The sequence below is a fragment of the Streptomyces aureoversilis genome, from assembly GCF_042657885.1.
Classification (GTDB): Bacteria; Actinomycetota; Actinomycetes; order Streptomycetales; family Streptomycetaceae; genus Streptomyces; species Streptomyces aureoversilis.
On record NZ_JBHSKJ010000021.1, the window covers coordinates 88,578 to 108,921 of the forward strand.

The following is a 20,344-nucleotide window of genomic DNA, read 5'->3' on the forward strand; positions in this document are numbered from 1 at the left end:
TCCGTGTGCGATCAACGGTCGAACGTGGTGAAGATGAAAGGAGAGGAGCGGTCTAGCACGGTGGTGATCGGATGCCTCCGACCGACGCCCCGTTCTCCGGCGACGGGCGCGGAACGACACTGGCCTGGTCCGGCGATCCGCTGCTCGCCGCGAAGCTCTCGGTACCCGCCGTCCCTCGCGTGCACGTTCCCCGGCACCGGCTGCTCGACAGGCTCCGCACGGCCACGGACGGGCCGATGACCCTGGTCACCGGTCCCGCGGGCGCGGGGAAGACCACCCTCGCCGCCGCGTGGGTGCGGGACGGCGAGCCTCCCGGGCCCGTGGCGTGGCTGACGCTCGACTCGTACGACGGAGCACCGGGCGTCTTCTGGAGTTACGTCGTGGAAGCCCTGCGACGCGCTCTCCCCCGGCAGCAGCCCGACGGCATCCCCGTGCCGGCCCGTCCCGGAAGCGTCGGCACCTCCCTGCTGACCCGGCTCGCCGCCGCGACGGAGCGCTTGCCCGGACCCGTGGTCCTCGTCCTCGACGGCTTCGAGAAGGTGGCGGGCCGACGGGTGCCGGCCGGTCTGGAATTCCTCCTCGAACACTGCGGGCCGCTGCTGCGGCTGGTCGTGACGAGCCGGGTGGACCCGCTGCTGCCGCTCCACCGCTACCGGGCCGAGGACCGGCTGACGGAGGTCCGCGGCGCCGACCTGGCCTTCACCCCGCACGAGGCGGCCGCGCTGCTGCGCGGGCACGGCCTCAAGCCGGGGGACGACGTCGTCCGCGCCCTGATGCGGCGGACCCGAGGGTGGGCCACCGGACTGAGGCTGTGCGCCCTGGCCGTGCAGCGCACCGGCGATCCGGACGGCTTCACCCGCTCGTTCACCGGCTCCGAGCAGGCAGTCTCGGATTATCTGACCGCCGAGGTGCTCGACGCCCAGCCCGTCGCCACCAGAGAACTGCTGCTGCGCGCGAGCGTCCTCGACCGCCTCCACCCCGACCTGGTGAACGCCCTGACCGGGCGCCAGGACGCCGAGGCCGTCCTGGCCGGGCTGACCCACGAGAGCGCCTTCGTCGACCCCGTCCCCGGCACGTCCTGGTGCCGGGTCCACCCGCTGTTCGCCGGCGTGCTCCGCGCCCAGCTGCGCATACGGCATCCCGCTCTCGTACCGCGGCTGCACGCCCGCGCCGCCCGCTGGCTGGCCGGAGCGGGCCGCACCGTCGAGGCGCTGGAGCACGCCGCGGAAGCCGGGGACTGGCGGTTCGGCGCCTCCGAGGCCGTTCATCAGCTGATGGTCGGGGCCCTGTGCGCCCCTCCGGAGGCGGGACGTGCCGAGCGCGCCTTCTCCCGCATGCCGTCCTCCGTGGCCGGGGCCGAACCGGCCCTCGTAGCGGCCGCGCGCAGGCTGGCGCAGCATGACCGTGCCGGTTGCCGCGAGCGCCTCGCCGTGGCCGAACGGCAGCTGCGCCGGAACGGCGTCGAGCCGGACCCGGAGGTCGGGCTCACCCACGCGCTGCTGCAGCTGCTGTGCGCGTCGCAGGCGGAGGAACGAGCTGGGGGACGAGCGGAGGGACGAGCGGAGGAATCGGCACAGGCCGTCTCGGACTTGATGGGGCGGATGCCGCTCGAACGCCTCCAGGCGCACCCCGAGATCGAGGCGCTGAGGCTGTACGGGCTCGCCCGGGCTTTCCTGGGCTCCGGTCGTCTCGCCGAGGCCGGCCGCCTTTCCACCGAAGCTGCCGAAGCCGCCGGATCCGCCGGGGGCGCCGGGACCGCCGAGGGCGCCCAGGCCACCGGAGCCGCCGACGTCCGTACGGCCGAGGCGTCCCTCCCCGTACGGCACATGTCCCTCGGCCTGCTCGCGGTGACGGAGAGCGCCGCGGGCGCCCTGACCTCGGCAGAAGACCACGCGCTGCGCTCACTGGTCATGGCCGACCAGTACGGCGCCCCGCCGGAGCACCGGTCCGGCGCCGGTTACGCCGCCCTGGCCGCGGTGGCGTTCGAACGGGACGACCGGGAAGTCGCCCAGCGCCGGCTCGAACAGGCCCTCGCGTGCTCCGACGTGCGCGAGGACCCGGTCCTGGCGACCGAGGCGGCGGTGCTGCGATCCCGCCTGGAACTCGCCCGGGGGCGCCGGGAGGCCGCCCTCACCGCCCTCCCCGGCCCGGGGACGGCCGACGCGCCGTGGCCCGTCCAACGGGTCGCGCTCATGCGCTCGGCCGTGGCACTGGCCCGAGGGGACCACCAAGCCGCTGTCGCCGCCGTGCACGGCGCCCGCACCGACGGACCGACGGCCCTCGTCGCCCTCGCCCGCGCCCACCTCGCCGCCGGACGCACCGACCGCGCCCTGCGGCTGCTGGCCCGTGCCGAGGCCTCCCCTGACCCGAGCCTGACGGACCGGGTGAGCATCCGGCTGCTACGGGCCCGCGCCGCGCTCCTGGCCGACGACCGGGCGGCCGCTCGGCGCCTGCTCGACCGGGCCCTGGACGCCGCCCGGCCCGAGCGGCTGCGCCGGCCCTTCGCCGAAGCCGGTCCCTGGCTGCGCCACCTGCTGAACGAGGCGGCCGGTGCCGGTCCTGCACAGGACCGGGGAGCCTGGCTCGGCGTGCACGGAAGCGAACCGCCCGCCGGCCTCGTCCAACCCCTCAGCAGCCGGGAACGCGACGTGCTGTTGTGCGTGCAGAAGATGATGTCCGCCGACGAGATCGCCGCCGAGCTCACCCTCTCCGTCAACACCGTGAAGACCCATCTGCGGAGCGTCTACCGCAAGCTGTGCGTCTCACGGCGTCGCGATGCCGTGGAGCGAGGCAGGGAACTGCACATCCTTTGACCACTCCATTGACCACTCCTCTGACCACCTGTTCCGGGTGGTGGCGGAGGCCTTCGAAGCGCGCACGCTGCCTCTGGTGGGGTGCGTGCACCATGGTGCGCCCCGACGGCGGAAGCAGACCGACCATGACCATGCGCTACGAATTCCGCGTGACGGGTGACGTTTCCCCCCTCATGGCCGAGGCGTTCCCGGAACTGGCGGCCGAACCGGTCCCGCGGCAGACGCTGTTCTTCGGCTCGGTCACGGACGAGGCCCACCTGTCCGGGCTCCTCGCCCGCTTCCAGGACCTCGGCCTGAAGGTGGAGGAGATGCGCCGCCTGCCCGGTTGACGGGCGGTGCCCGTCCGGCTCATCCGCCACGGGTGATGCGGTTCGTGCCGGGCAACGCCGACCCTACGCATGAGACCGGCCCTTCAAGCGTTCGGCCCGTGCCCTTTCGGGCCGCCCCGCGCCCAGCAGGAGGGAGCAGGCCATGGACCCGCCTCGCGCTCTCGGCCCCCAGGGGTCCGGCCCTCCGTACCGCGACGGCCCGCTGACCCCCAGCGAACGCCGCGACTACGCGCGCCTTCGCGGGCGGGAGGCCCTGCGCCACCGGCGGCTGCGCTACGCCGCGGCGTCCGTCCTGCTGGTGCTCGCCTTCGTGCTCTCGCCCCTCGCGGTCGTGGCGGCTTGGGCCGACAGCCAGGTCTCGGACACCGACCGTTACGTCCGGACCGTCGCGCCGCTGGCCAGGGACCCGTCCGTGCAGAACGCCGTCACGGACCGGCTGACCACCCGCGTGGTCGACAACGTCGACGTCAAGGGCATCACCGACGCCCTGAGCAACGCGCTCGCCAAGACCGACGCCCCACCGGCGATCGTGGACAAGTCCCACCTCCTCGCCGGTCCCCTCAAGGACGCTCTCACCACGGCCGTTCACACCGTGGTCGGCAAGGTCGTCACGAGCGACCAGTTCGCGCAGCTGTGGGACGGTGCGAACCGGCGGGCCCACGCGGCCCTGGTCAAGACGCTCACCGGCGAGGGGAGCAGCGCCGTGGAGGCCAAGGGCGACAGCGTCGTCCTGGACCTGGGCACCGTCCTGGACAAGGTCCAGGAGAAGCTGGTCGACGAGGGGTACGAGAAGGCCGCGAACATCCCCGACACCGACAAGACGATCCCGCTGTTCCGGACCGACAAGCTCGACGACGCCCAGGACACCATGCGCCTGCTCAACGTCGTCGGGACGTGGCTGCCCGTCACCGTGGTCGCCCTGGCGGCGCTCGCCGTGTGGACGGCACCCGCGCACAGGGTGACGCTCATGGTCGCGGCCATCGGCACCGGCGTGATGATGGTGCTGCTCCTGCTGGGGCTCGTCATCGCACGGCGCGTCTATCTGGACTCCGTCCCGACCACGATGCTGCCGGCGGACGCGGCCGCCTCGGTCTACGACACCTTCGTCCGCTTCCTGCGCAACAGCACCCGCACGGTCCTCGTCACGGCCGTCATCGCGGCAGTGGCCGGATATCTCTACGGACCCGGACGCGGCGCCCGGTTCATCCGCTCGGCGACCTCCCGGGCCACCGGCGCCACCGGACGGGCCATGGCCCGCTCCGGTCTGCGCACCGGCGCCACGGGCCACTGGCTGGATACGCACCGGCGCTGGACCACCGGCATCGTCATCGCAGCAGCGGTCGTAGCGCTGGTCCTCTGGAACTACCCGACGGCTGCATGCGTCGCCCTGGTCCTCGGCATCGCCGTCGTCGTCCTGGCCGTCCTCGCGGTACTCGGCGCCGCCTCCACCGTGGACGGCACGGAAAGGACAAAGGACCCGATAGGACCCCGATAGGACTCCGATAGGACCCGATCATGAACGACTACGTATATCTGGCCTACGACTACCCGCTCCTGGGTGCGTTCTGGACCGTCCTCTGGATAGTCCTGTGGGTCTCGTGGTTCATCCTGCTGTTCCGTGTGATCGCCGACATCTTCCGCGACGACACGCTCAGCGGCTGGGCCAAGACCGGCTGGCTCCTCCTCACCATCCTGCTGCCCTTCCTCGGCGTCTTCGTCTACGTCCTCGCCCGCGGCCGGAGCATGGGGTCCCGCGAACGGCGTCACCTCCAAGCACAGCAGGAGGCGCTCGACCATTACATCCGCGAGACGGCCGGCGGAACGGGCCGCAGAAGCGAGGCCGACGAGCTCATGAAGCTTTCGGAGGTCCGCGCCAGAGGAGACATCTCCGACGAGGAGTTCCGCCGCGCGAAGGAGAAGATCCTGCACTGAAGCGCCGGGTTCCCCGGGCAGCGCCGAGGCCGCACCGGGGCAAGCACCGGGACGGGAACCCCCTCACGGCCGGGCAGGGGCACCGGCCGCGGACGGTCTCGCGGCAGACGGCCTGTCAGGCGCCTGCGCACCGGACGTGCCATCGCCGCCCGGCGCACGCGTCTCGTCCTTCTTCCAAGGGCCGACGCCGAGCTGTCCCGTCGTGCCCAGGTCGAACTCGGGCGCCACCGTCACCGCAGGAGCACCGGGTTGCGGCCGCACCCTCGCGTAGGGGACGTTCACGGCGTCGCCGCCCCCGGTGGTGTTGCGCCAGACCAGACCGGAGTGCGCCCGCTCGCCGGGTTGCAGGACCAGCTGCCGAGGCTCCCCGTCGGCTCCGGTACCGGTCGCGATGGCACTGCCGCCACGGAGGATCTTCACGCTGTCCACGGGCCGGTGGTCCCCGTCGAGGAGCTGGAGCTGCGGGTAGCCGTTGAGCCGGTAGGGCCGCGTGCCGCAGTTCTCCAGCAGGAGCCCCACGACGCGCAGCCCCATGGCGGCGTCCCCTTCGTCCGCGTACACATGCACTCCCGATGACGGGCAGGCGCCCCCTCGGGACGGGGCTTCGGCAGCGGGCACGCTCCTCACCGTCGTGATCCGCACACCCGTGATGTCGTTCCGGGCGCCCGGACCACGTTCGCTCATGGTGACCGTGCGCTTCACGGTCTGCCCCGGCCCGACCGAGGGCACCGATTCCTTCACCGTCTGCAGTGCCTCACCGGAATCCGACGTGAACGTGAAGGTGACCGTGTACGTAAAGGGTTCGCTCTTGTGGTTGGTGACCTCGAACCCGGCACAGGGACGCGCCCCCGGGCTCACACCGGTGATCTTCACGCCGCCCTTGCCCGGCTCGCCGGCAGCACTGCCGGGCGCGGCCGGTGAGCCGGGCGCGGAGGCTTCGCCGGACGCCCGGTCCCCGCACGAGGGTTCACCGGAAGAGCCCGGCGAACCGGAGCCGGACCCTGGCGTCCGCGCCGGGCCGCCATCCCCTGACCCCGCCACCTGAGAACCGCACGCCGTGAGCAGCAGGACACCCGTGAGGGCGAGGGGAAAAGCGCGAAAGACACGAAGCATGTGCCGATTCGACCAGGACCGCCCCACGGCCCGCCGTGGCGCACACCACAATCCCCTGTCACAGTCCCGCCACAGACGATCGGTCAGTCAGCCAACTCTTGCGGTCAGCCGGCTCCGGAGCCGACGCCGGACCGGGTACCGTCGCGGGATGTTCGAGCTGCTGCCCCGGACGGGGATCGTCCTGCCCCGCGGAGCCGGGACGCTGGCCTTCGGCATGGCCGAGCGCGCGGCGCAGTGGACCCTCGCCACGCTGTGCGACGTGCGTGAGACCTGGGTGTGCGGGCTGAACTGGTCGTTCGCCGCCGAGTACGGAGGCGTCTCGCTGCTGATCGGCAGCAGGCACGGGGAGGGGATGGACTACGTCGCTCTCGACCGGATCGGCGACGCGCCGAGCACCTCGGCCACCACACCGGTCGTCTGGCAGGACGTCGACCTCTTCGGCCACCCGCACCGAGAAGTGGCGGAGGCCCTCGGAGACGTACCTGCCGGCATGCGGCTGACGCACCCCGCGGGACCCGGCACCCACCTGAGCTCCGTCCGCCTCACCGCCGCCGTTCCGTGACCTGCACACCGCGCTCACCGCAGGAACCGCTTCCACCTGCTCGAACACGTCCCGGCTAGGGTGGGCGCGACAGCACATCGTGAAGCGCAACGAGGAGCAGACGTGAGCGAGCCGGCGTCCATCGCCCTGCAGCAGGAGATCGCCCGGGAACTGGAGGTCGCCGAGACCTTCGAGGCCGAGCGGGAGATCGAGCGCCGGGTGGCCTTCCTCGCCGAGCGGCTGACCTCCACCGGTCTGCGCTCCCTCGTGCTCGGCATCAGCGGCGGCGTCGACTCCACCACCGCGGGCCGGCTGTGCCAGCTCGCCGTCGAGCGGGCCCGCGCCGCCGGGCACGAGGCCCGGTTCTACGCGATGCGGCTGCCCTACGGGGTCCAGGCCGACGAGCACGACGCTCAGCTCGCGCTCTCGTTCATCCGTGCCGACCACCTGCTGACCGTGGACATCAAGCCCGCGAGCGACGCCGCACTCGACGCCTCGCTGGCCGCCGGCGTCGGCTTCCGCGACGCCCACCACCAGGACTTCGTGCACGGCAACATCAAGGCCCGGCAGCGCATGATCGCCCAGTACGCGGTGGCCGGTGCCCACGACGGCCTGGTCGTCGGTACCGACCACGCCGCCGAGGCGGTCTCCGGCTTCTTCACCAAGTTCGGCGACGGCGCGGCCGACCTGGTGCCGCTGACCGGCCTGACCAAGCGCCGGGTGCGCGCCGTCGCGGACGCGCTGGGCGCGCCCGCCGAGCTGGTGTGGAAGACCCCGACGGCCGACCTGGAGACCCTCGACCCGGGCAAGGCCGACGAGGACGCGCTCGGGGTCACCTACGACGACATCGACGACTTCCTGGAGGGCAAGCCGGTGGACGAGCGGGCCTTCGACACGATCGTCCGCCGCTACCGCCTCACCGACCACAAGCGTCAGCTGCCCATCGCTCCCTGACATCCCGAGCAGAAGGCCCTCCCGCTCCGGCCGGAGGGCCTTCTGCTCCGACGACGGGCCCGGAGGCCGAAAATGCCCCACGAGAAACCCCAATAGCCAATCGCCTGGGTAAAGTCCGTCAAAAGCGCGGAGAGCTTCATCAAATGATCTAGGAAGCCGCACGGAACGCCGACCTGTAACAGCTTTGGATCATTGCTGCAGGTCAGAGACAGGTTTTCGAGCAGAGGCGGGGAAGTCCACCTTCCGGAAAAGACCCTCTCCGCCGGTCTTCCAGGTAAAGCAACCCTTATCTACGATACTCGGCGTGACGCTCTCTTTCGGCCAGTCCAACGGAGTCGAATCGGTCCCCTTCGCCCGCGCCCTCGCAACTCATGGTGATCACACAGCCCTCATCACTCCCACCGGTGAGGTCTCGTACCGCGAGCTCGCCGAGCGCGTGACGGCCGCCGCCCGGCGCCTCGGCCCACGGCGGCGTCTCGTGCTGCTCGCCGGCGCCAACGCGGCCGACGCGCTCGTCATCCATCTCGCGGCCCTGGCCGCCGGCCATCCCGTCCTCCTGTCACCGGGCAGCGGCTCCGCCATGGAATCGCTGGTCGCCGCGTACGACCCCGATGTGGTCGCGCGGCCCGCCGACGACGGTACGTGGCACATCGACGAGCGGCGCGCCGTCTCGGCGCACGAGCTCCACCCCGACCTCGCGCTGCTGCTGAGCACCTCCGGCTCGACGGGCTCGCCGAAGCTCGTGCGCCTCTCCCACGGCAACCTCCAGGCGAACGCGGAATCCATCAGCTCGTGCCTGGACATCCGTGAGGACGACCGGGCCGCCACGACGCTGCCCATGCACTACTGCTACGGCCTCTCGGTCGTCCACAGCCACCTCCTGCGCGGCGCAGGACTGATCCTCACCGACCTCTCCGTGTCCGACCCGCGCTTCTGGGAGCTCTTCCGCTCCGCCCGCGGCTCGTCCTTCGCCGGGGTCCCGCACACCTTCGACCTGCTCGACAGGGTCGGATTCGCCGCCATGCGCCTGCCCCACCTGCGCTACGTCACCCAGGCCGGCGGCCGGCTGGCGCCCGAGCGCGTGGCCAGCTACGCGGACCTGGGCCGGCGCGCCGGCTGGGAGCTGTTCGTGATGTACGGACAGACCGAGGCCACCGCCCGCATGGCCTACCTGCCGCCCGAACTCGTCTTCGCGCACCCGCGGTCAATCGGCGTCCCCGTCCCCGGCGGCTCCTTCCGCATCGAGCCCCTCCCCGGCGACCCGGCCGGCCCGGGCGCCGGCGAGCTGGTGTACCGCGGGCCGAACGTCATGCTGGGCTACGCCCGGACCCCGGCGGACCTGCGCCTGGGGCGCACCGTCGACGAGCTGCGCACCGGGGACATAGCGCGGCGCACGGACCGCGGGCTGTACGAGGTGGTCGGCCGGAGCAGCCGGTTCCTGAAGATCCTCGGCCTGCGCATCGACCCGCAGCGCATCGAGTCGGTGCTGGAGCGGCACGGCATCACCGCCTGCTGCACGGGCGACGACGAGCGGATGATCGTGGCCGTCACCGGCGCACCTCCCCGTGACCTCGCGCACCTGCGGCGGCTGGCGGCGGAAGTGAGCGGATTACCCGTCCACACCGTGCACGTAAGCCACTTCGCCGAACTGCCGCGGCTCGCCACGGGCAAGCCCGACTACCGGGCCGTACGGCAGCAGGCGCGGGCGCCCGGAGCCGAGGAGCCGCCGGCGACGGCGCCCGGGACGGCGGCCGTGACCGTCACCACGGCGCTCTGCCGTCTCTACGCGGAGGTCCTCGGCCGGACCGACGTCACCGAGGACAGCACCTTCGTCGGCCTCGGCGGCGACTCCCTCTCCTACGTGGAGATGTCGCTGCGGATCGAGCAGATGCTGGGCCGCCTCCCCGCCGACTGGCACACCCGGCCGATCCGCGGACTCCGGCCGGCGGGTCCCCTCCCCCGGCCCGGGCACCGCCCGGCCGCGCGCCGCATGCGCACGCTGGAGACCGGAGTCGCCCTCCGCGCCGTCGCCATCGTCCTCATCGTCGGCTCCCACATACCCCTGTTCGTCGTCCAGGGCGGGGCACACGTGCTGCTCGGCATCGCCGGCTTCAACTTCGCCCGCTTCCACCTCACCTCGGCGCCGCGCCGCGAGCGCGCCCGGCACGCATGGCACAGCATCACGCGCATCGCCCTGCCGAGCGTCGCCTGGATCAGCCTCGTGGTCTTCCTCGGCCGGGGCTACGACCTGGAGAACGCGGTCCTGCTCAACAGCGTCATCGGCTCGCACGAGGGCCGGCAGGAGTGGCACTACTGGTTCGTCGAGGCCCTCGTATACTTCCTGGTCGCCCTGGCCGTCTGCCTGGCCGTCCCGGCGCTGGACCGCACCGAACGCCGGTTCCCGTTCGCCTTTCCCGCCGCCCTGATAGCGCTCGGGCTGGTCACCCGCTACAACCTCCCCGGGTTCGACCTGCGCGTCCCGCACCTGACGCCGGTCGTCGTCTTCTGGCTCTTCGCCCTGGGCTGGGCCGCGGCCAAGGCGACCACCGTGCGGCACCGCCTGCTGGTGACCACGACGGTCCTGGTGTCCGTGCCCGGGCTCTTCCACTTCGGCCAGGCCCAGCGGGAGGTCGTGGTCATCTGCGGCCTGCTCCTGCTGGTGTGGTGCCCGGTCCTGCCGAGCACCAGGACCCTCAACCGGGCGGCCGGCCTGCTGGCCGGCAGCTCCCTCTCCATCTACCTGACGCACTGGCAGGTCTACCCGCACCTCAAGGGCCACTCGCCGATGCTGGCGCTGTGCGCCTCGCTCGTCATCGGCATCGCGTACGCCGCGGTGGTGACGCGTCTGATGCGCCGGCTGCCCTTCGCCCGCCGGCCGGCCGCGAAGGAGCCCGCGCCGGGCCCGGACGCCCCGGCCGCCCCGGGCACGAGCAGGGCCCGGGGCGACCTGGGAGGGGCGCTGGCCGGGTAGGCGCCGGCCTCAGTCCGGGGGCTCGTCCGCCTTCGGCTGCTTGAGGCCGCCCGTCCTGTCGGTGCGCTTGTCCGCTCCCCCGGCGCCCTCAGTTCTCCCGGCTCTCCCGGCGTTCCTCGAGCCGCGAGAGGATTCCGGGCCTGCCGTGCTCCGGTCCGGCGGTGGCGACGCCTGCTGGTCCTGCATGTCCCGGGGAACGGCCTTGCGGCGGCCCGCAGGTTTCTCGCCGCGCCGGGCGGTCACGGCTGGGTCCTCTTGCCGTGCCCCTCGTCGCGCGTCCGCTCCTTCGCCCTGTCCTTCTCCCCCCGCTCGCCGGGCGCCCTCACCCCTTCCAGGGCCTCGTCGTGTGCGGTGCCGCCCTCGCTCCCGTAGCCCTCGCGGGCGCTCGCCGTGCCCGGCACGGAGCGCTCGCGCGCCTGGCTCTCCTGACCGGAATGAGCTCCCGGTCCGCGCTGGTCGCGGGGTGTCTTCCTGGGCTGCTGCCGGGCCATGCCGGCCACCTCCGTGGTCGTGGTCGTTCACCCCGCCGCGCGGATGCGGCGGGCGCGCCCCGGGTACCCGGAACCCTGCGGGGCATGCGGTGCGGCGGCGGCCCGTGGTCCTACCCGGCCTCCGCCGCCTCGATACGGTGCAGGGTCACCGCCGTGAGCCTCCCGTCGGCGGCATGGGCGGTCATGTACGTGCGGTGGGGCTGACGGCGCCGGTCCGTCGGTGAGCCGGGGTTCAGCAGACGCAGCCCGCCGGGGGCGACGGTGTCCCAGGGGATGTGGCTGTGGCCGAAGACCAGGACGTCGGTGGAGGGGAAGCGCTCGGCGCAGCGGTTCTCCCGGCCGCGGGCCGGGCCGGTCTCGTGGACGACCGTGAAGCGCAGCCCGCCGAGCTCGGCGTGAGCGGTCTCGGGCAGGCGGGCACGCAGCTCGGGGCCGTCGTTGTTGCCGTGGACGGCGATGAGACGGCGGGCGCGGGCGGTGAACAGCTCCAGGGTGGCGACGTCGGTCCAGTCGCCGGCGTGGAGGACGGCATCGGCGTCGTCGATCGCGGCCAGGAGGAGCGGCGGCAGTCTGCGGGCCCGGGTCGGCAGGTGCGTGTCGGAGGTCAGGAGCAGCCGCATGGACCGCACTGTAACCCCCGGAAGGTCGCCGGGCCCGGGCCCGGATCGTGTCGCGCCTCAGTTGAGCAGTCCGGGGCGGTGGGGGAACCGGTGCTGCCCGATGGCCTCGGCGAAGGCGTCGGCGAGGTCCTCCGCGGGGGCGGTGCCGTTGCCGGTGAACACCCCGTAGCCCGGAGCGGACTCGCCCAGGACGACGTCCTCGGGCAGCCGCGCGGCCGTGAGCAGCCGGGTGCCGTCGCCGAGGACGGCCAGCGGCTTGCCGTGCCGGTACGCCTCCTCGACGAACCGCACGGCCGCGGGGTCGGCGGCCAGAGCGGAGACCGCCTGGGCACCGTCGGGGACGACGACGGCGTCGTAGAGGACGGAGCCCATGGTCGGCAGGGCGCGGTCCACGTCGAGGGGCTCGCCGCCGGCGCCCTGGACGGTGCCGTCCTTGGCGGCCAGGACCTCGACGATCGCGCCCCGGGCGGTGAGCCGGTCCCGGACCGCCGTGACCTGCCCGGTGTCCGTGCCGTCGGCGGCCAGGACGGCGACCTTGCGCGTACGGATGCCCGTACCGGCCAGGTTCTCCTGGCTGAGGGCGGGTGACGCGGCAGCGGTGACGCCGCCGACCGGCGCCGGGGCGGGCAGGCCGAGGCCCTCGGCGACCTCGGCCGCCAGGTCCTGGTTGACGTGGGCGAGGTTGCCGGTCATCCGCTCGCGCACCTCGACCGCGTCGACCTTGCCCAGCTCGAAGCGGAACGCCTCGACGATGTGCCGCCGCTCCCAGTCGGCCATGCTGTTCCAGAACAGCGCGGCCTGGCTGTAGTGGTCCTTGAAGCTCTCGCTGCGCACCCGGATCTTGTCGCCGTCCACGCGCTCCGCGTAGTGCCGGAAGACCCCGGCGCCGCCGCCCGCGCCCGCGTGGGCCGGACAGCCGCCGCCGAGCGAGTTCGGGAAGTAGTTGGTGCCCGGGTGGATGACCTGCTGGCCGAAGCCGTCGCGGTGGTTGTGGTGGACGTCCGCGATCGGCCGGTTGACGGGGAGCTGGCTGAAGTTCGGGCCGCCGAGACGGATCAGCTGGGTGTCGAGGTAGGAGAAATTGCGGCCCTGCAGCAGCGGGTCGTTGGTGAAGTCGATGCCCGGGACGACGTTCGCCGTGTGGAAGGCGACCTGTTCGGTCTCGGCGAAGAAGTTCTGCGGGTTGCGGTCGAGGACGAGCCGGCCGACGGGCCGTACGGGCACCTGCTCCTCGGGGATGATCTTCGTGGCGTCGAGCAGGTCGAAGTCGAAGGCGAACTCGTCCTCCTCCGGCACGAGCTGGACGCCGAGCTCCCACTCCGGGTACTCGCCCGCCTCGATGGCCTCCCACAGGTCGCGGCGGTTGAAGTCGGGGTCGCGGCCGGCCGCGATCTGCGCTTCGTCCCACACGAGGGAGTGGACGCCGAGCACGGGCTTCCAGTGGAACTTCACGAACGTGCCGCGCCCGTCGGCGGTGACGAAGCGGAAGGTGTGCACGCCGAAGCCCTGCATCATCCGGAAGCTGCGCGGGATGGCACGGTCCGACATCAGCCACATCAGCATGTGGGTGGACTCGGGCTGGAGGGAGCAGAAGTCCCAGAAGGTGTCGTGCGCGGAGGCGCCGGTGGGCATCTCGTTGTGCGGCTCCATCTTCACCGCGTGCACGAAGTCGGGGAACTTGACGGCGTCCTGGATGAAGAACACCGGCATGTTGTTGCCGACGAGGTCGTAGTTGCCCTCGCGGGTGTAGAACTTGGTGGCGAAGCCGCGGACGTCGCGGACGGTGTCGGCGGATCCGCGCGGCCCCTGCACGGTGGAGAAGCGGACGAACACCGGGGTGCGGCGGCCCGCCTCGGCGAGGAAGTCGGCGCAGGTGTACTCGCTGAGCGACTCGTACGGCTCGAAGTAGCCGTAGGCGCCCGCGCCCCGGGCGTGCACGACGCGTTCGGGGATGCGCTCGTGGTCGAAGTGCGTGATCTTCTCGCGGTTGTGGAAGTCCTCCAGCAGGGTGGGGCCCCGGTGCCCGGCGCGCAGCGCGTTGTCGGTGTCGTCGACGCGCACCCCCTGATCGGTGGTGAGCGCGTCGTGGCGGGGCGCGGCGCGGAACCGGTCCAGCTGCTGGTCCTTGGCGTCGGGGCCCGAGGAGCCTCGGCCTGACGCGGAGCGATCGGGCACGCGCGTACGTCCTTCCTCGTCGTGCGGTTCTCTCGGGGCCGGCGGCGGCAGCGCCGCGCGCCTCCTCAGGCTGACCCGCCTTCCCGGAGGCGGCAAGCCGAAACGGGCGGGGCGCCTGCGCCGGGAATGCTCCAGGTGGCCGAGCCGGTGTGCCTGCGCGACGCTTGCCCGCCGAGCCGCCGGCCCGCGGCGGGGCACGAACGGGTGCCGCGGGGAGGCGGGCCCGGCGCGCTACCGTTCGCCTTCCCGTTCCCGGCCGGCGAACGGGCTGTCGTCCAGCCCTGCCAGCAGGTCGGCCGGGTCCCGGTAGACGGCCACGGCGCCCTCGGCCTCGAGTTCGGCGCGGGCGATGCCGCCCGATTGCAGGGCGACGCAGTCCACTCCGGCGGCGCGGGCCGCCTTGACGTCCCACACGGTGTCCCCGACGAACAGGGCGCGTCCGGCGTCGGTCCCGGCCTGCTCCAGCGCCTGGTGGACGGGGTCCGGCGCGGGTTTGCTGGAGTCCACGTCGTCGGCGCTGGTGGCGGCGTGGATGACGTCGTCGGCGCCGATCGCGCGGCGGAGCGCGCCGAGCTCGGAGCCTTGGGCGGAGGTCACCAGGACGATCCGCCAGCCGCGGCTCGCGAGCGCCCGCAGCAGGCCGGGCGCGCCGTCGAGGACCGGCAGCCGGTCGAACCACGTCGCGTAGATCGCCTTGTGCGCACAGCTGACGGCCTCGTCCCCGTCCCGGTCGCGGTCCTCGCCGAGCAGACGGTCCAGCAGCCGGTCCGAACCCATGCCGACGGTGTGGTGGATGTCCGTCATCGCGACCCGGTGCCCGGCCTGGTGGAACGCCTCCCACCAGCTGACCGCGTGCAGGTAGTTGGTGTCGACCAGAGTGCCGTCCACGTCGAACAGCGCCGCCCGGGGCCGGGAGTTCATGCCACCGCTCCCGGGGCGAGCACGGTCTCCACCCGGGCGTCCCGTCTTCCGTGCCAGGTCAGGGCCCGCATGGTGTCTCCTTGTGCTTTGGCCGGCGGTCCTTCCCCGGCAGTCCCGCGCTGGTGTTTCCCACCGGCGCGGGCGGATGACGGCCCCCGGGTTCCCGGGGGCGGGGCGGCTAAACAGCGCGGCGGCACGGCCCCGGCGTCGTGGGCAGGAGTGTTTGTATCCGGCATGTACGGCAAGGCGATGGGGAACACACCGCCACTGCGGAAGGGGCCCTCGTGGTCGCCGTCGCCCTGCTCCTGCCTCCTTTCCTGTTGTGCGTGGTGCTCGCGCTGGGCCGTTATGAGGAACGATTGCTGAGCAGCCCCGCGCCCGGGCACCCCGTACAGTCTCAGCGCCCTCTGCGGGCCGTGCCCGGCCTTCCCTCCCAGGAGCCGGCCCCGCCGGGGGACCGGGCGTCGCCTGTCGGCCCGCTTGCCGAGGACAGCGGCAGGCAGGCTGCCTGAACGCCGCCGCCTGTCCGGCCCCGAGCAGGGAAAGCCCCGGCCCCGGGTGCGCGAAGGCGCACCTCAGCTCGCCCTCGCGCCCACGCTCGCGCTCACCTCAGCAGCAGGGCCGCGTACTGGAATTCCTCCTCCACCCAGTGCCGGCGGCACCGGAAGCCGAAGGATTCCACTTCCCCCAGCAGTTCGCCCAGCTCGAATTTGTGCAGCACGTCGTAGAAGAGCGTCTCGTCCTCGGCGAAGTCGAGGGCCGTGCCGAGCCGGGAGACCACCACCCGCTGGCGTCTGGTGCTACGGATCTCGCCTCGCACCTGCCTGCGGGGGACGTCGTAGACCACGTCCGGTTCGAAGAAGGCGGGGTCGAAATCGGCCCCGTATTCCCTGTTGAGGTGAGCCAGGGTATTGAGGGCGAACAAGCGGCGCACCGGCCGTTCCCCCGTGCATCCGGCGCGGTACGCCCGGCGCACGGTGTCCACCGGCTGGAAGAGGTCGGCGCAGATCAGCACGTGGTCGCGCGGTCCGCAGCAGGCCCGCAAAGCGCGCAGGAAGCCGGATCGCTCGGGTGGCGTCAGACATCCGAAGGTACTGCCGAGCATGGCCATGAGGCGTCCTGTCCCACCGCCTCGGAGCCACGGCAGGGCGGTGGCGAAGTCACCGTGCACCAGGGTGATGCGGGCCGCCGGCCACCGGGCCCCGAGACGGAGGGCGGCGGCCCGCATCGGTTCGAGGCTCACGTCGATGCCGGTGTACGCGCCGAGGAGCCCGTTCGTCTCCATGGCCGCCAGCAGGATCTCCGACTTCTCCGCGCTGCCGGCCCCGAGGTCCACGAGCTCGGTGGCGCCCGACAGGCCCACCATCTCGGCTCCGTGGTCACGCAGCAGCCTGCGTTCCGAGCGAGGAGGGTAGTAGGCGGGCAAGCGGCTGATCTCCTCGAACAGCTGTGAGCCCACCGTGTCGTAGTTGTAGCGGTGCGGGATGCGGCGAGGCCTCTCGGCGAGGCCCGCCCGCAATTCGTCCTCCTCGCCGCCGGCCGGCCGCGAGCCCGGCGCGAGAGCGACCTCGACGACACCGGGCCCGGGACTCTCCACGCTCATCCACCGCTCCTGGGACTCGGGCCGCCGGCCTCCGTTCCTTCCTATCACCGCCCCCGCGGCATCGCTCGTGCAGGTGAGCGGGCCGGCGGCCGGACGGATGCCACGGCGCCGCCGTGGGCTCGTCACGCGCGGTGACCCGAAGCCGCCCTCCGGCCGATTTCAGCGTTCCCGGGTGATTTCGGCCTTCCGGGTGATCGCGTGGGGCGGGTGGTGCGGCGACGGGCGTCCGCCGACCGGACGGGGCCGGAGCAGGACACACTCGTTCCATGAGCACCGGCGACCAGCGGACCGCGGCCACGCTGCTGCGGATGTACGGGCGGACGTACGCCGAGGAGGCGGGCATCCGGCTGCGGGACACCCCGCAGCCGCTGTACCGCCTGGTCGTGCTGGCCTGTCTGCTCAGCGCGCGGATCCGGGCGTCCGTCGCGGTCGAAGCCGCACGCTGCCTGGCGGAGGCCGGGATGAAGGATCCGCGGCGGATGGCCGGGGCGACCTGGCAGCAGCGCGTGGATGCGCTGGGCAAGGGCGGCTACCGCCGCTACGACGAGCGGACGGCCACCCAGCTCGGCGACGGCGCGCAACTCCTCCTCGACCGGTACCGCGGCGACGTCCGGCGGATGCGCGAGGAAGCCGACGGCGATCCCGGGCGGCTGCGGAAGCTGCTGCAAGAGCTGCCGGGGCTCGGGCCGGCGGGCGTGAACATCTTCCTGCGGGAAGTCCAGGGCGTGTGGCCGGAGGTGCACCCGTGTTTCGACGGCAAGGCCGCTGAGGGAGCCGCACGCCTCGGGTTGCCGCGCGCATCCGGTGCGCTGGCACGGCTCGTCAAGCGTGAGGACGCTCCGGCGTTCGCGGCCGCGCTGGTGAGGGCCGCACTGGACAAGGAGATCGCCGACGAAGTGAACGAAGCCGCCCGGAAGGGGGACTGACCGGCGCTGAAGGACTGGACCGCCCGGCAACGCGCTCGGCTGCGTGCGCGCCGGGCGCCGGGCCTGCGGCGGGCCGGCCCCGTGACCGGCCGTGCGGGGCCGCCGCCCCATCGCCCCGCCAGGGGTCGTCGGCCTCGTCCCGGCTCAGCGGGGCAGTCACAGGAGCCTCGGGACGGCCCGGAGGGCGTACGCCGCGACGGCCGCCGCGACGGGCCGCCACAGGGGGCGGACCGCCGATCGGGGGGCGGGCCGCTGCTCAGCTCCGGCCCAGCACCTTGCGCATCGCGTCACGGGCGCGGTCCGCCACCGCGGCCGGAGGGCCGAACAGGGCGTTCTTGGCGGCGGAATCCGTCCCCGGGTGCGGGCGTGTCGGTGCGACGGCCTCCGCCGCGCGCACGGCCTTGGCGAGCGCCTGCAGCCGGGCGGGGTCGCCGGCATCCAGCAGCCGGGTGAACTCGTACGTCTCCTCCGCCCGCGCGTGGGCGCGCACGGACTCGCGCAGGGACGTGAACTCCTCGACGAAGGCGGGCCCGTCGGGGTCCAGGCTCTCCAGCCGCTTCAGCGCCCGCTTGGCCGCGTCCTCTTCCTTGAGCCGGTCGGCCACCACGTGCTCGCCGCCCTCCGCGGCCCGCCGGGCGTAGGGGTGGACGACCTCTTCTTCGGCGGTTTCGTGCACCGCGAGCAGGTGGACGAGATGCCGGAAGGCATGCCGCCGCTCCTCTCCGGTGCGCTCCAGTACTTCGTCGAGAAGGGTCCGGATCTCCTCGTGCTGATTCATGAGCAAAGCCACGACGTCATTGCTCTCCGGCCGTTGGCCGGCAGTGTCCGGGTACCCCATGGGAGTCCTCCTCGGGGATGTCGGTCGTATGCATCGGCACGGTTCTGCGGCTACCCCGGAACGCGTCCCTGACACTGCCGGAAGTCCCGTACCGGACGGGATTCGTGCCCCGGCACCGCATACGGAGGAGCACCGGCACTGCTCCGGACGGAGCACGGGCGGCAGGCCTCCAGGTGCCAGGTGTGCCAGCTTGGCGGGAGTGGACCGCACCGGCCGTGGGCCGGAGCCGGTGACGGGCGGCGCGGCCGCGAGCCCGCAGCCGCCCGCCACGTACGGCCGCGTACGGCCGCGTACGGCCGCGTACGGCCGCGTACGGCCGCGTACGGACCGGAGGAACGCTGAACGCCATGCACGAGGCGCACGAGCACAGGACCCCGCCCATCCCGGTGCCGCCCGAGCCCACTCCGTCGCCCGGCCCCGTTCCCCCACCGGGCCCCGCGCCGGCTCCCCGCCCGGACCCCGTACCACCGGCACCGCCGCAGCCCGAACCCGAGCGACCCCCGCCGTCGCCCCCTCCCGGCCGCGATCCCCGGCCCGAACCCGACCCGCTGCCCGGCCCCGGCCCCCATCCCGAACCGGCCACTACGAACAGCACGGGGCGAAACAGGACGGTGCGACGGCCGCTCCAGGTGCGTCCCGCCCGGCCGCACGGAACGATGAGCTCATGCAGCGGTCACGGCAAGTACAGGTGCGCAGGGTCTACGACCCGCCCGAGGAGGCCGACGGGAGCCGGGTGCTCGTCGACCGCATCTGGCCGCGTGGTCTGACCAAGGGCGCTGCCGCACTCGACGAGTGGTGCAAGGACGTCGCGCCCTCCACCGAGCTGCGCAAGTGGTACGGACACGACCCCGCCCGCTTCGAGGAGTTCACCCGCCGCTATCGCGCCGAACTGTCCGACACGGCCCACGCGACACCCCTCCAGCACCTCAAGGACCTGACCCGTGACGGAGCCGTCACCCTCCTCACCGCGACGAAGGACCGCGACATCAGCGCAGCGGCCGTCCTCCAAAAGCTCCTGACGCGAAGCTGACGCCCGCCCTGCCCGCACCGTGGGCCGTACCCGGCTGGCGTAGCCGCACAGGCTCGGCGGCCCGGCGGCATCCGTCACCGAGGTGGTCACCGGCCTCGAACAGGTTCCCGCGACCCTGCGCAAGGCCAAGCCCCGGCGCTGAAGCCCGTCGGCCCCCGGCGTCCCGCCGCCGGGGGCCGACGGGCTTCGTTCCGTCAGACCCGGTCGGCCGCGATGAGCAGGTACTGGAAGCTGCCGTCCTTGTACGCGGTCAGGAAGGCCTTCTCGATGCCCGTGGCCAGGGGCGACTGGGCGCGCAGCTCCCAGTACGGGATGGTGGCCTCGGTCAGGTCCACGACGGCAGCCGGGACGAGACGGTTCTTCGCCATCTCCTTGAAGTAGCTGCTCCGTGGGTGGATGTCACAGATGTAGTGGGCGTTGATCTCGCTGACGGCCCGGGACGGCAGCCCGTAGGCGTCGTTGTAGCAGCCGGTGATGGTCACGTACCGCCCGCCGTGACTCAGCATCCGGGCGTACTCGGGGAACAGCTGGGACAGGTCGACGTACATGGTGCTTTCGTTGTTCCAGATGGCCCGGAAGCGGCCCGTCTCGAAGCCCGTGTCCAGCATGTTCTTGAGATGGAAGCGCACCTTGTCGGCCACGCCGTGCTTGCCGGCCTGCTCATTGGCGAACGCCACCTGGGTCTCGGAGATGGAGACCCCGTCGACGTGGCAGCCGAACCGCTGGTTGGCGACGAGGCTGCTGCCGCCGCGGCCCGACCCGGAGTCCAGCAGGTGGTCGTCGGGGCCGATGGGGCCCAGGTGGCTCAGCAGCAGGTCCGCCTGGGCGCACTCCAGGCGGTGCAGTTCGGCGGTGATCCGCTCGTCGCGGGTCTCCTCGGGGCCTTCGAGGACCGACCAGTCGGCATCGCCGATTCCGTAGTGGTGGTGGTAGATGCCGTCCACTTCGCCGAGGCGGAGGTTGACCGGGTTCTTCTCCCGGTTCCAGTACTCGGCGACGGACCGCTGGTAAGCGCTGGCGAGAACCGGGGCGTGGGTCTCCTGAATGGTCACCGTGTCTTCTCTTTCCGATAGCGGATGAACTGATA

Annotated in this window: 18 protein-coding genes; 10 read left to right on the forward strand and 8 right to left on the reverse strand. The window is 72.7% G+C overall.

What is annotated here, in order from left to right; all coding sequences use genetic code 11:
* Nucleotides 1-71 precede the first annotated feature (71 nt).
* The 4 genes from ACFPP6_RS29550 (at nt 72) to ACFPP6_RS29565 (ending at nt 5,074) form a co-directional block, all read left to right on the forward strand.
* The gene (locus tag ACFPP6_RS29550; protein ID WP_382048780.1) at nt 72-2,813 is read left to right on the forward strand and encodes a winged helix-turn-helix domain-containing protein; all 2,742 of its coding nucleotides are present in this window, start codon (nt 72-74) and stop codon (nt 2,811-2,813) included.
* Nucleotides 2,814-2,905: 92 nt separating this feature from the next.
* A complete protein-coding gene (locus tag ACFPP6_RS29555; RefSeq protein ID WP_382048782.1) occupies nt 2,906-3,142 on the forward strand; it encodes a hypothetical protein in 237 nt (78 codons plus the stop codon).
* Between the two features lie 142 nt (nt 3,143-3,284).
* The gene (locus ACFPP6_RS29560) at nt 3,285-4,637 is read left to right on the forward strand and encodes a hypothetical protein (RefSeq protein ID WP_382048784.1); all 1,353 of its coding nucleotides are present in this window, start codon (nt 3,285-3,287) and stop codon (nt 4,635-4,637) included.
* A 20-nt stretch (nt 4,638-4,657) separates the two neighbouring features.
* Nucleotides 4,658-5,074: an SHOCT domain-containing protein gene (locus ACFPP6_RS29565; RefSeq protein ID WP_382048787.1), complete on the forward strand. Its 417-nt coding sequence runs from the start codon at nt 4,658-4,660 to the stop codon at nt 5,072-5,074.
* A 63-nt stretch (nt 5,075-5,137) separates the two neighbouring features.
* Here ACFPP6_RS29565 and ACFPP6_RS29570 read toward each other — a convergent pair whose 3' ends face one another.
* Nucleotides 5,138-5,758, reverse strand: a complete 621-nt coding sequence (locus tag ACFPP6_RS29570; protein ID WP_382048790.1) for a DUF4232 domain-containing protein — start codon at nt 5,756-5,758, stop codon at nt 5,138-5,140.
* On the opposite strand from ACFPP6_RS29570, the gene ACFPP6_RS29575 reads away from it, so the two are divergent.
* The 4 genes from ACFPP6_RS29575 (at nt 5,757) to ACFPP6_RS29590 (ending at nt 10,653) form a co-directional block, all read left to right on the forward strand.
* Nucleotides 5,757-6,119, forward strand: a complete 363-nt coding sequence (locus tag ACFPP6_RS29575) for a hypothetical protein (RefSeq protein ID WP_382048793.1) — start codon at nt 5,757-5,759, stop codon at nt 6,117-6,119. The genes ACFPP6_RS29570 and ACFPP6_RS29575 overlap by 2 nt on opposite strands.
* A 216-nt stretch (nt 6,120-6,335) precedes the next feature.
* Nucleotides 6,336-6,749, forward strand: a complete 414-nt coding sequence (locus ACFPP6_RS29580; protein ID WP_382048796.1) for a hypothetical protein — start codon at nt 6,336-6,338, stop codon at nt 6,747-6,749.
* A 102-nt stretch (nt 6,750-6,851) separates the two neighbouring features.
* The gene (nadE, locus tag ACFPP6_RS29585; RefSeq protein ID WP_382048799.1) at nt 6,852-7,682 is read left to right on the forward strand and encodes an ammonia-dependent NAD(+) synthetase; all 831 of its coding nucleotides are present in this window, start codon (nt 6,852-6,854) and stop codon (nt 7,680-7,682) included.
* A gap of 304 nt (nt 7,683-7,986) precedes the next feature.
* Nucleotides 7,987-10,653, forward strand: a complete 2,667-nt coding sequence (locus tag ACFPP6_RS29590) for an AMP-binding protein (RefSeq protein ID WP_382048802.1) — start codon at nt 7,987-7,989, stop codon at nt 10,651-10,653.
* A 239-nt stretch (nt 10,654-10,892) separates the two neighbouring features.
* On the opposite strand, the gene ACFPP6_RS29595 is transcribed toward ACFPP6_RS29590, so the two are convergent.
* From ACFPP6_RS29595 to ACFPP6_RS29615, 5 genes are all read right to left on the reverse strand, one after another.
* Entirely contained in the window at nt 10,893-11,144 is a 252-nt protein-coding gene (locus tag ACFPP6_RS29595; protein WP_382048805.1) for a hypothetical protein, read from the reverse strand.
* 110 nt (nt 11,145-11,254) lie between these two features.
* On the reverse strand, nt 11,255-11,764 hold the full coding sequence (locus ACFPP6_RS29600) for a metallophosphoesterase family protein (protein WP_382048807.1): 510 nt from the start codon (nt 11,762-11,764) through the stop codon (nt 11,255-11,257).
* Nucleotides 11,765-11,821: 57 nt separating this feature from the next.
* A complete protein-coding gene (locus ACFPP6_RS29605; protein ID WP_382048810.1) occupies nt 11,822-13,939 on the reverse strand; it encodes a catalase in 2,118 nt (705 codons plus the stop codon).
* Nucleotides 13,940-14,170: 231 nt separating this feature from the next.
* A complete protein-coding gene (locus ACFPP6_RS29610; RefSeq protein ID WP_382048813.1) occupies nt 14,171-14,860 on the reverse strand; it encodes an HAD family hydrolase in 690 nt (229 codons plus the stop codon).
* 604 nt (nt 14,861-15,464) lie between these two features.
* Nucleotides 15,465-16,463 (reverse strand): L-histidine N(alpha)-methyltransferase, encoded by a 999-nt coding sequence (locus ACFPP6_RS29615; RefSeq protein ID WP_382048816.1) that lies wholly within the window; start codon nt 16,461-16,463, stop codon nt 15,465-15,467.
* A 266-nt stretch (nt 16,464-16,729) separates the two neighbouring features.
* Here ACFPP6_RS29615 and ACFPP6_RS29620 point away from each other — a divergent pair, with 266 nt between their 5' ends.
* Nucleotides 16,730-17,389, forward strand: coding sequence for an HhH-GDP family DNA glycosylase (locus tag ACFPP6_RS29620; RefSeq protein WP_382048819.1), 660 nt, complete (start codon nt 16,730-16,732; stop codon nt 17,387-17,389).
* A 256-nt stretch (nt 17,390-17,645) separates the two neighbouring features.
* Here ACFPP6_RS29620 and ACFPP6_RS29625 read toward each other — a convergent pair whose 3' ends face one another.
* Nucleotides 17,646-18,227 (reverse strand): hemerythrin domain-containing protein, encoded by a 582-nt coding sequence (locus ACFPP6_RS29625; RefSeq protein ID WP_382048822.1) that lies wholly within the window; start codon nt 18,225-18,227, stop codon nt 17,646-17,648.
* A gap of 664 nt (nt 18,228-18,891) precedes the next feature.
* Here ACFPP6_RS29625 and ACFPP6_RS29630 point away from each other — a divergent pair.
* On the forward strand, nt 18,892-19,257 hold the full coding sequence (locus ACFPP6_RS29630) for a DUF488 domain-containing protein (RefSeq protein WP_382048824.1): 366 nt from the start codon (nt 18,892-18,894) through the stop codon (nt 19,255-19,257).
* 194 nt (nt 19,258-19,451) lie between these two features.
* On the opposite strand, the gene ACFPP6_RS29635 is transcribed toward ACFPP6_RS29630, so the two are convergent.
* A complete protein-coding gene (locus ACFPP6_RS29635; protein ID WP_179084287.1) occupies nt 19,452-20,309 on the reverse strand; it encodes a geranyl diphosphate 2-C-methyltransferase in 858 nt (285 codons plus the stop codon).
* Between the last annotated feature and the right edge of the window lie 35 nt (nt 20,310-20,344).

What these genes read in the sequence shown, in the direction of transcription:
- ACFPP6_RS29550 (WP_382048780.1), top strand. Translation starts at nt 72, where the DNA reads ATGCCTCCGACCGACGCCCCGTTCTCCGGCGACGGGCGCGGAACGACA.
- ACFPP6_RS29555 (WP_382048782.1), top strand. Translation starts at nt 2,906, where the DNA reads ATGGTGCGCCCCGACGGCGGAAGCAGACCGACCATGACCATGCGCTAC.
- ACFPP6_RS29560 (WP_382048784.1), top strand. Translation starts at nt 3,285, where the DNA reads ATGGACCCGCCTCGCGCTCTCGGCCCCCAGGGGTCCGGCCCTCCGTAC.
- ACFPP6_RS29565 (WP_382048787.1), top strand. Translation starts at nt 4,658, where the DNA reads ATGAACGACTACGTATATCTGGCCTACGACTACCCGCTCCTGGGTGCG.
- ACFPP6_RS29575 (WP_382048793.1), top strand. Translation starts at nt 5,757, where the DNA reads ATGGTGACCGTGCGCTTCACGGTCTGCCCCGGCCCGACCGAGGGCACC.
- ACFPP6_RS29570 (WP_382048790.1), bottom strand. Translation starts at nt 5,758, where the DNA reads ATGAGCGAACGTGGTCCGGGCGCCCGGAACGACATCACGGGTGTGCGG.
- ACFPP6_RS29580 (WP_382048796.1), top strand. Translation starts at nt 6,336, where the DNA reads ATGTTCGAGCTGCTGCCCCGGACGGGGATCGTCCTGCCCCGCGGAGCC.
- ACFPP6_RS29595 (WP_382048805.1), bottom strand. Translation starts at nt 11,144, where the DNA reads ATGGCCCGGCAGCAGCCCAGGAAGACACCCCGCGACCAGCGCGGACCG.
- ACFPP6_RS29600 (WP_382048807.1), bottom strand. Translation starts at nt 11,764, where the DNA reads ATGCGGCTGCTCCTGACCTCCGACACGCACCTGCCGACCCGGGCCCGC.
- ACFPP6_RS29610 (WP_382048813.1), bottom strand. Translation starts at nt 14,860, where the DNA reads ATGAACTCCCGGCCCCGGGCGGCGCTGTTCGACGTGGACGGCACTCTG.
- ACFPP6_RS29615 (WP_382048816.1), bottom strand. Translation starts at nt 16,463, where the DNA reads ATGAGCGTGGAGAGTCCCGGGCCCGGTGTCGTCGAGGTCGCTCTCGCG.
- ACFPP6_RS29620 (WP_382048819.1), top strand. Translation starts at nt 16,730, where the DNA reads ATGAGCACCGGCGACCAGCGGACCGCGGCCACGCTGCTGCGGATGTAC.
- ACFPP6_RS29625 (WP_382048822.1), bottom strand. Translation starts at nt 18,227, where the DNA reads ATGGGGTACCCGGACACTGCCGGCCAACGGCCGGAGAGCAATGACGTC.
- ACFPP6_RS29630 (WP_382048824.1), top strand. Translation starts at nt 18,892, where the DNA reads ATGCAGCGGTCACGGCAAGTACAGGTGCGCAGGGTCTACGACCCGCCC.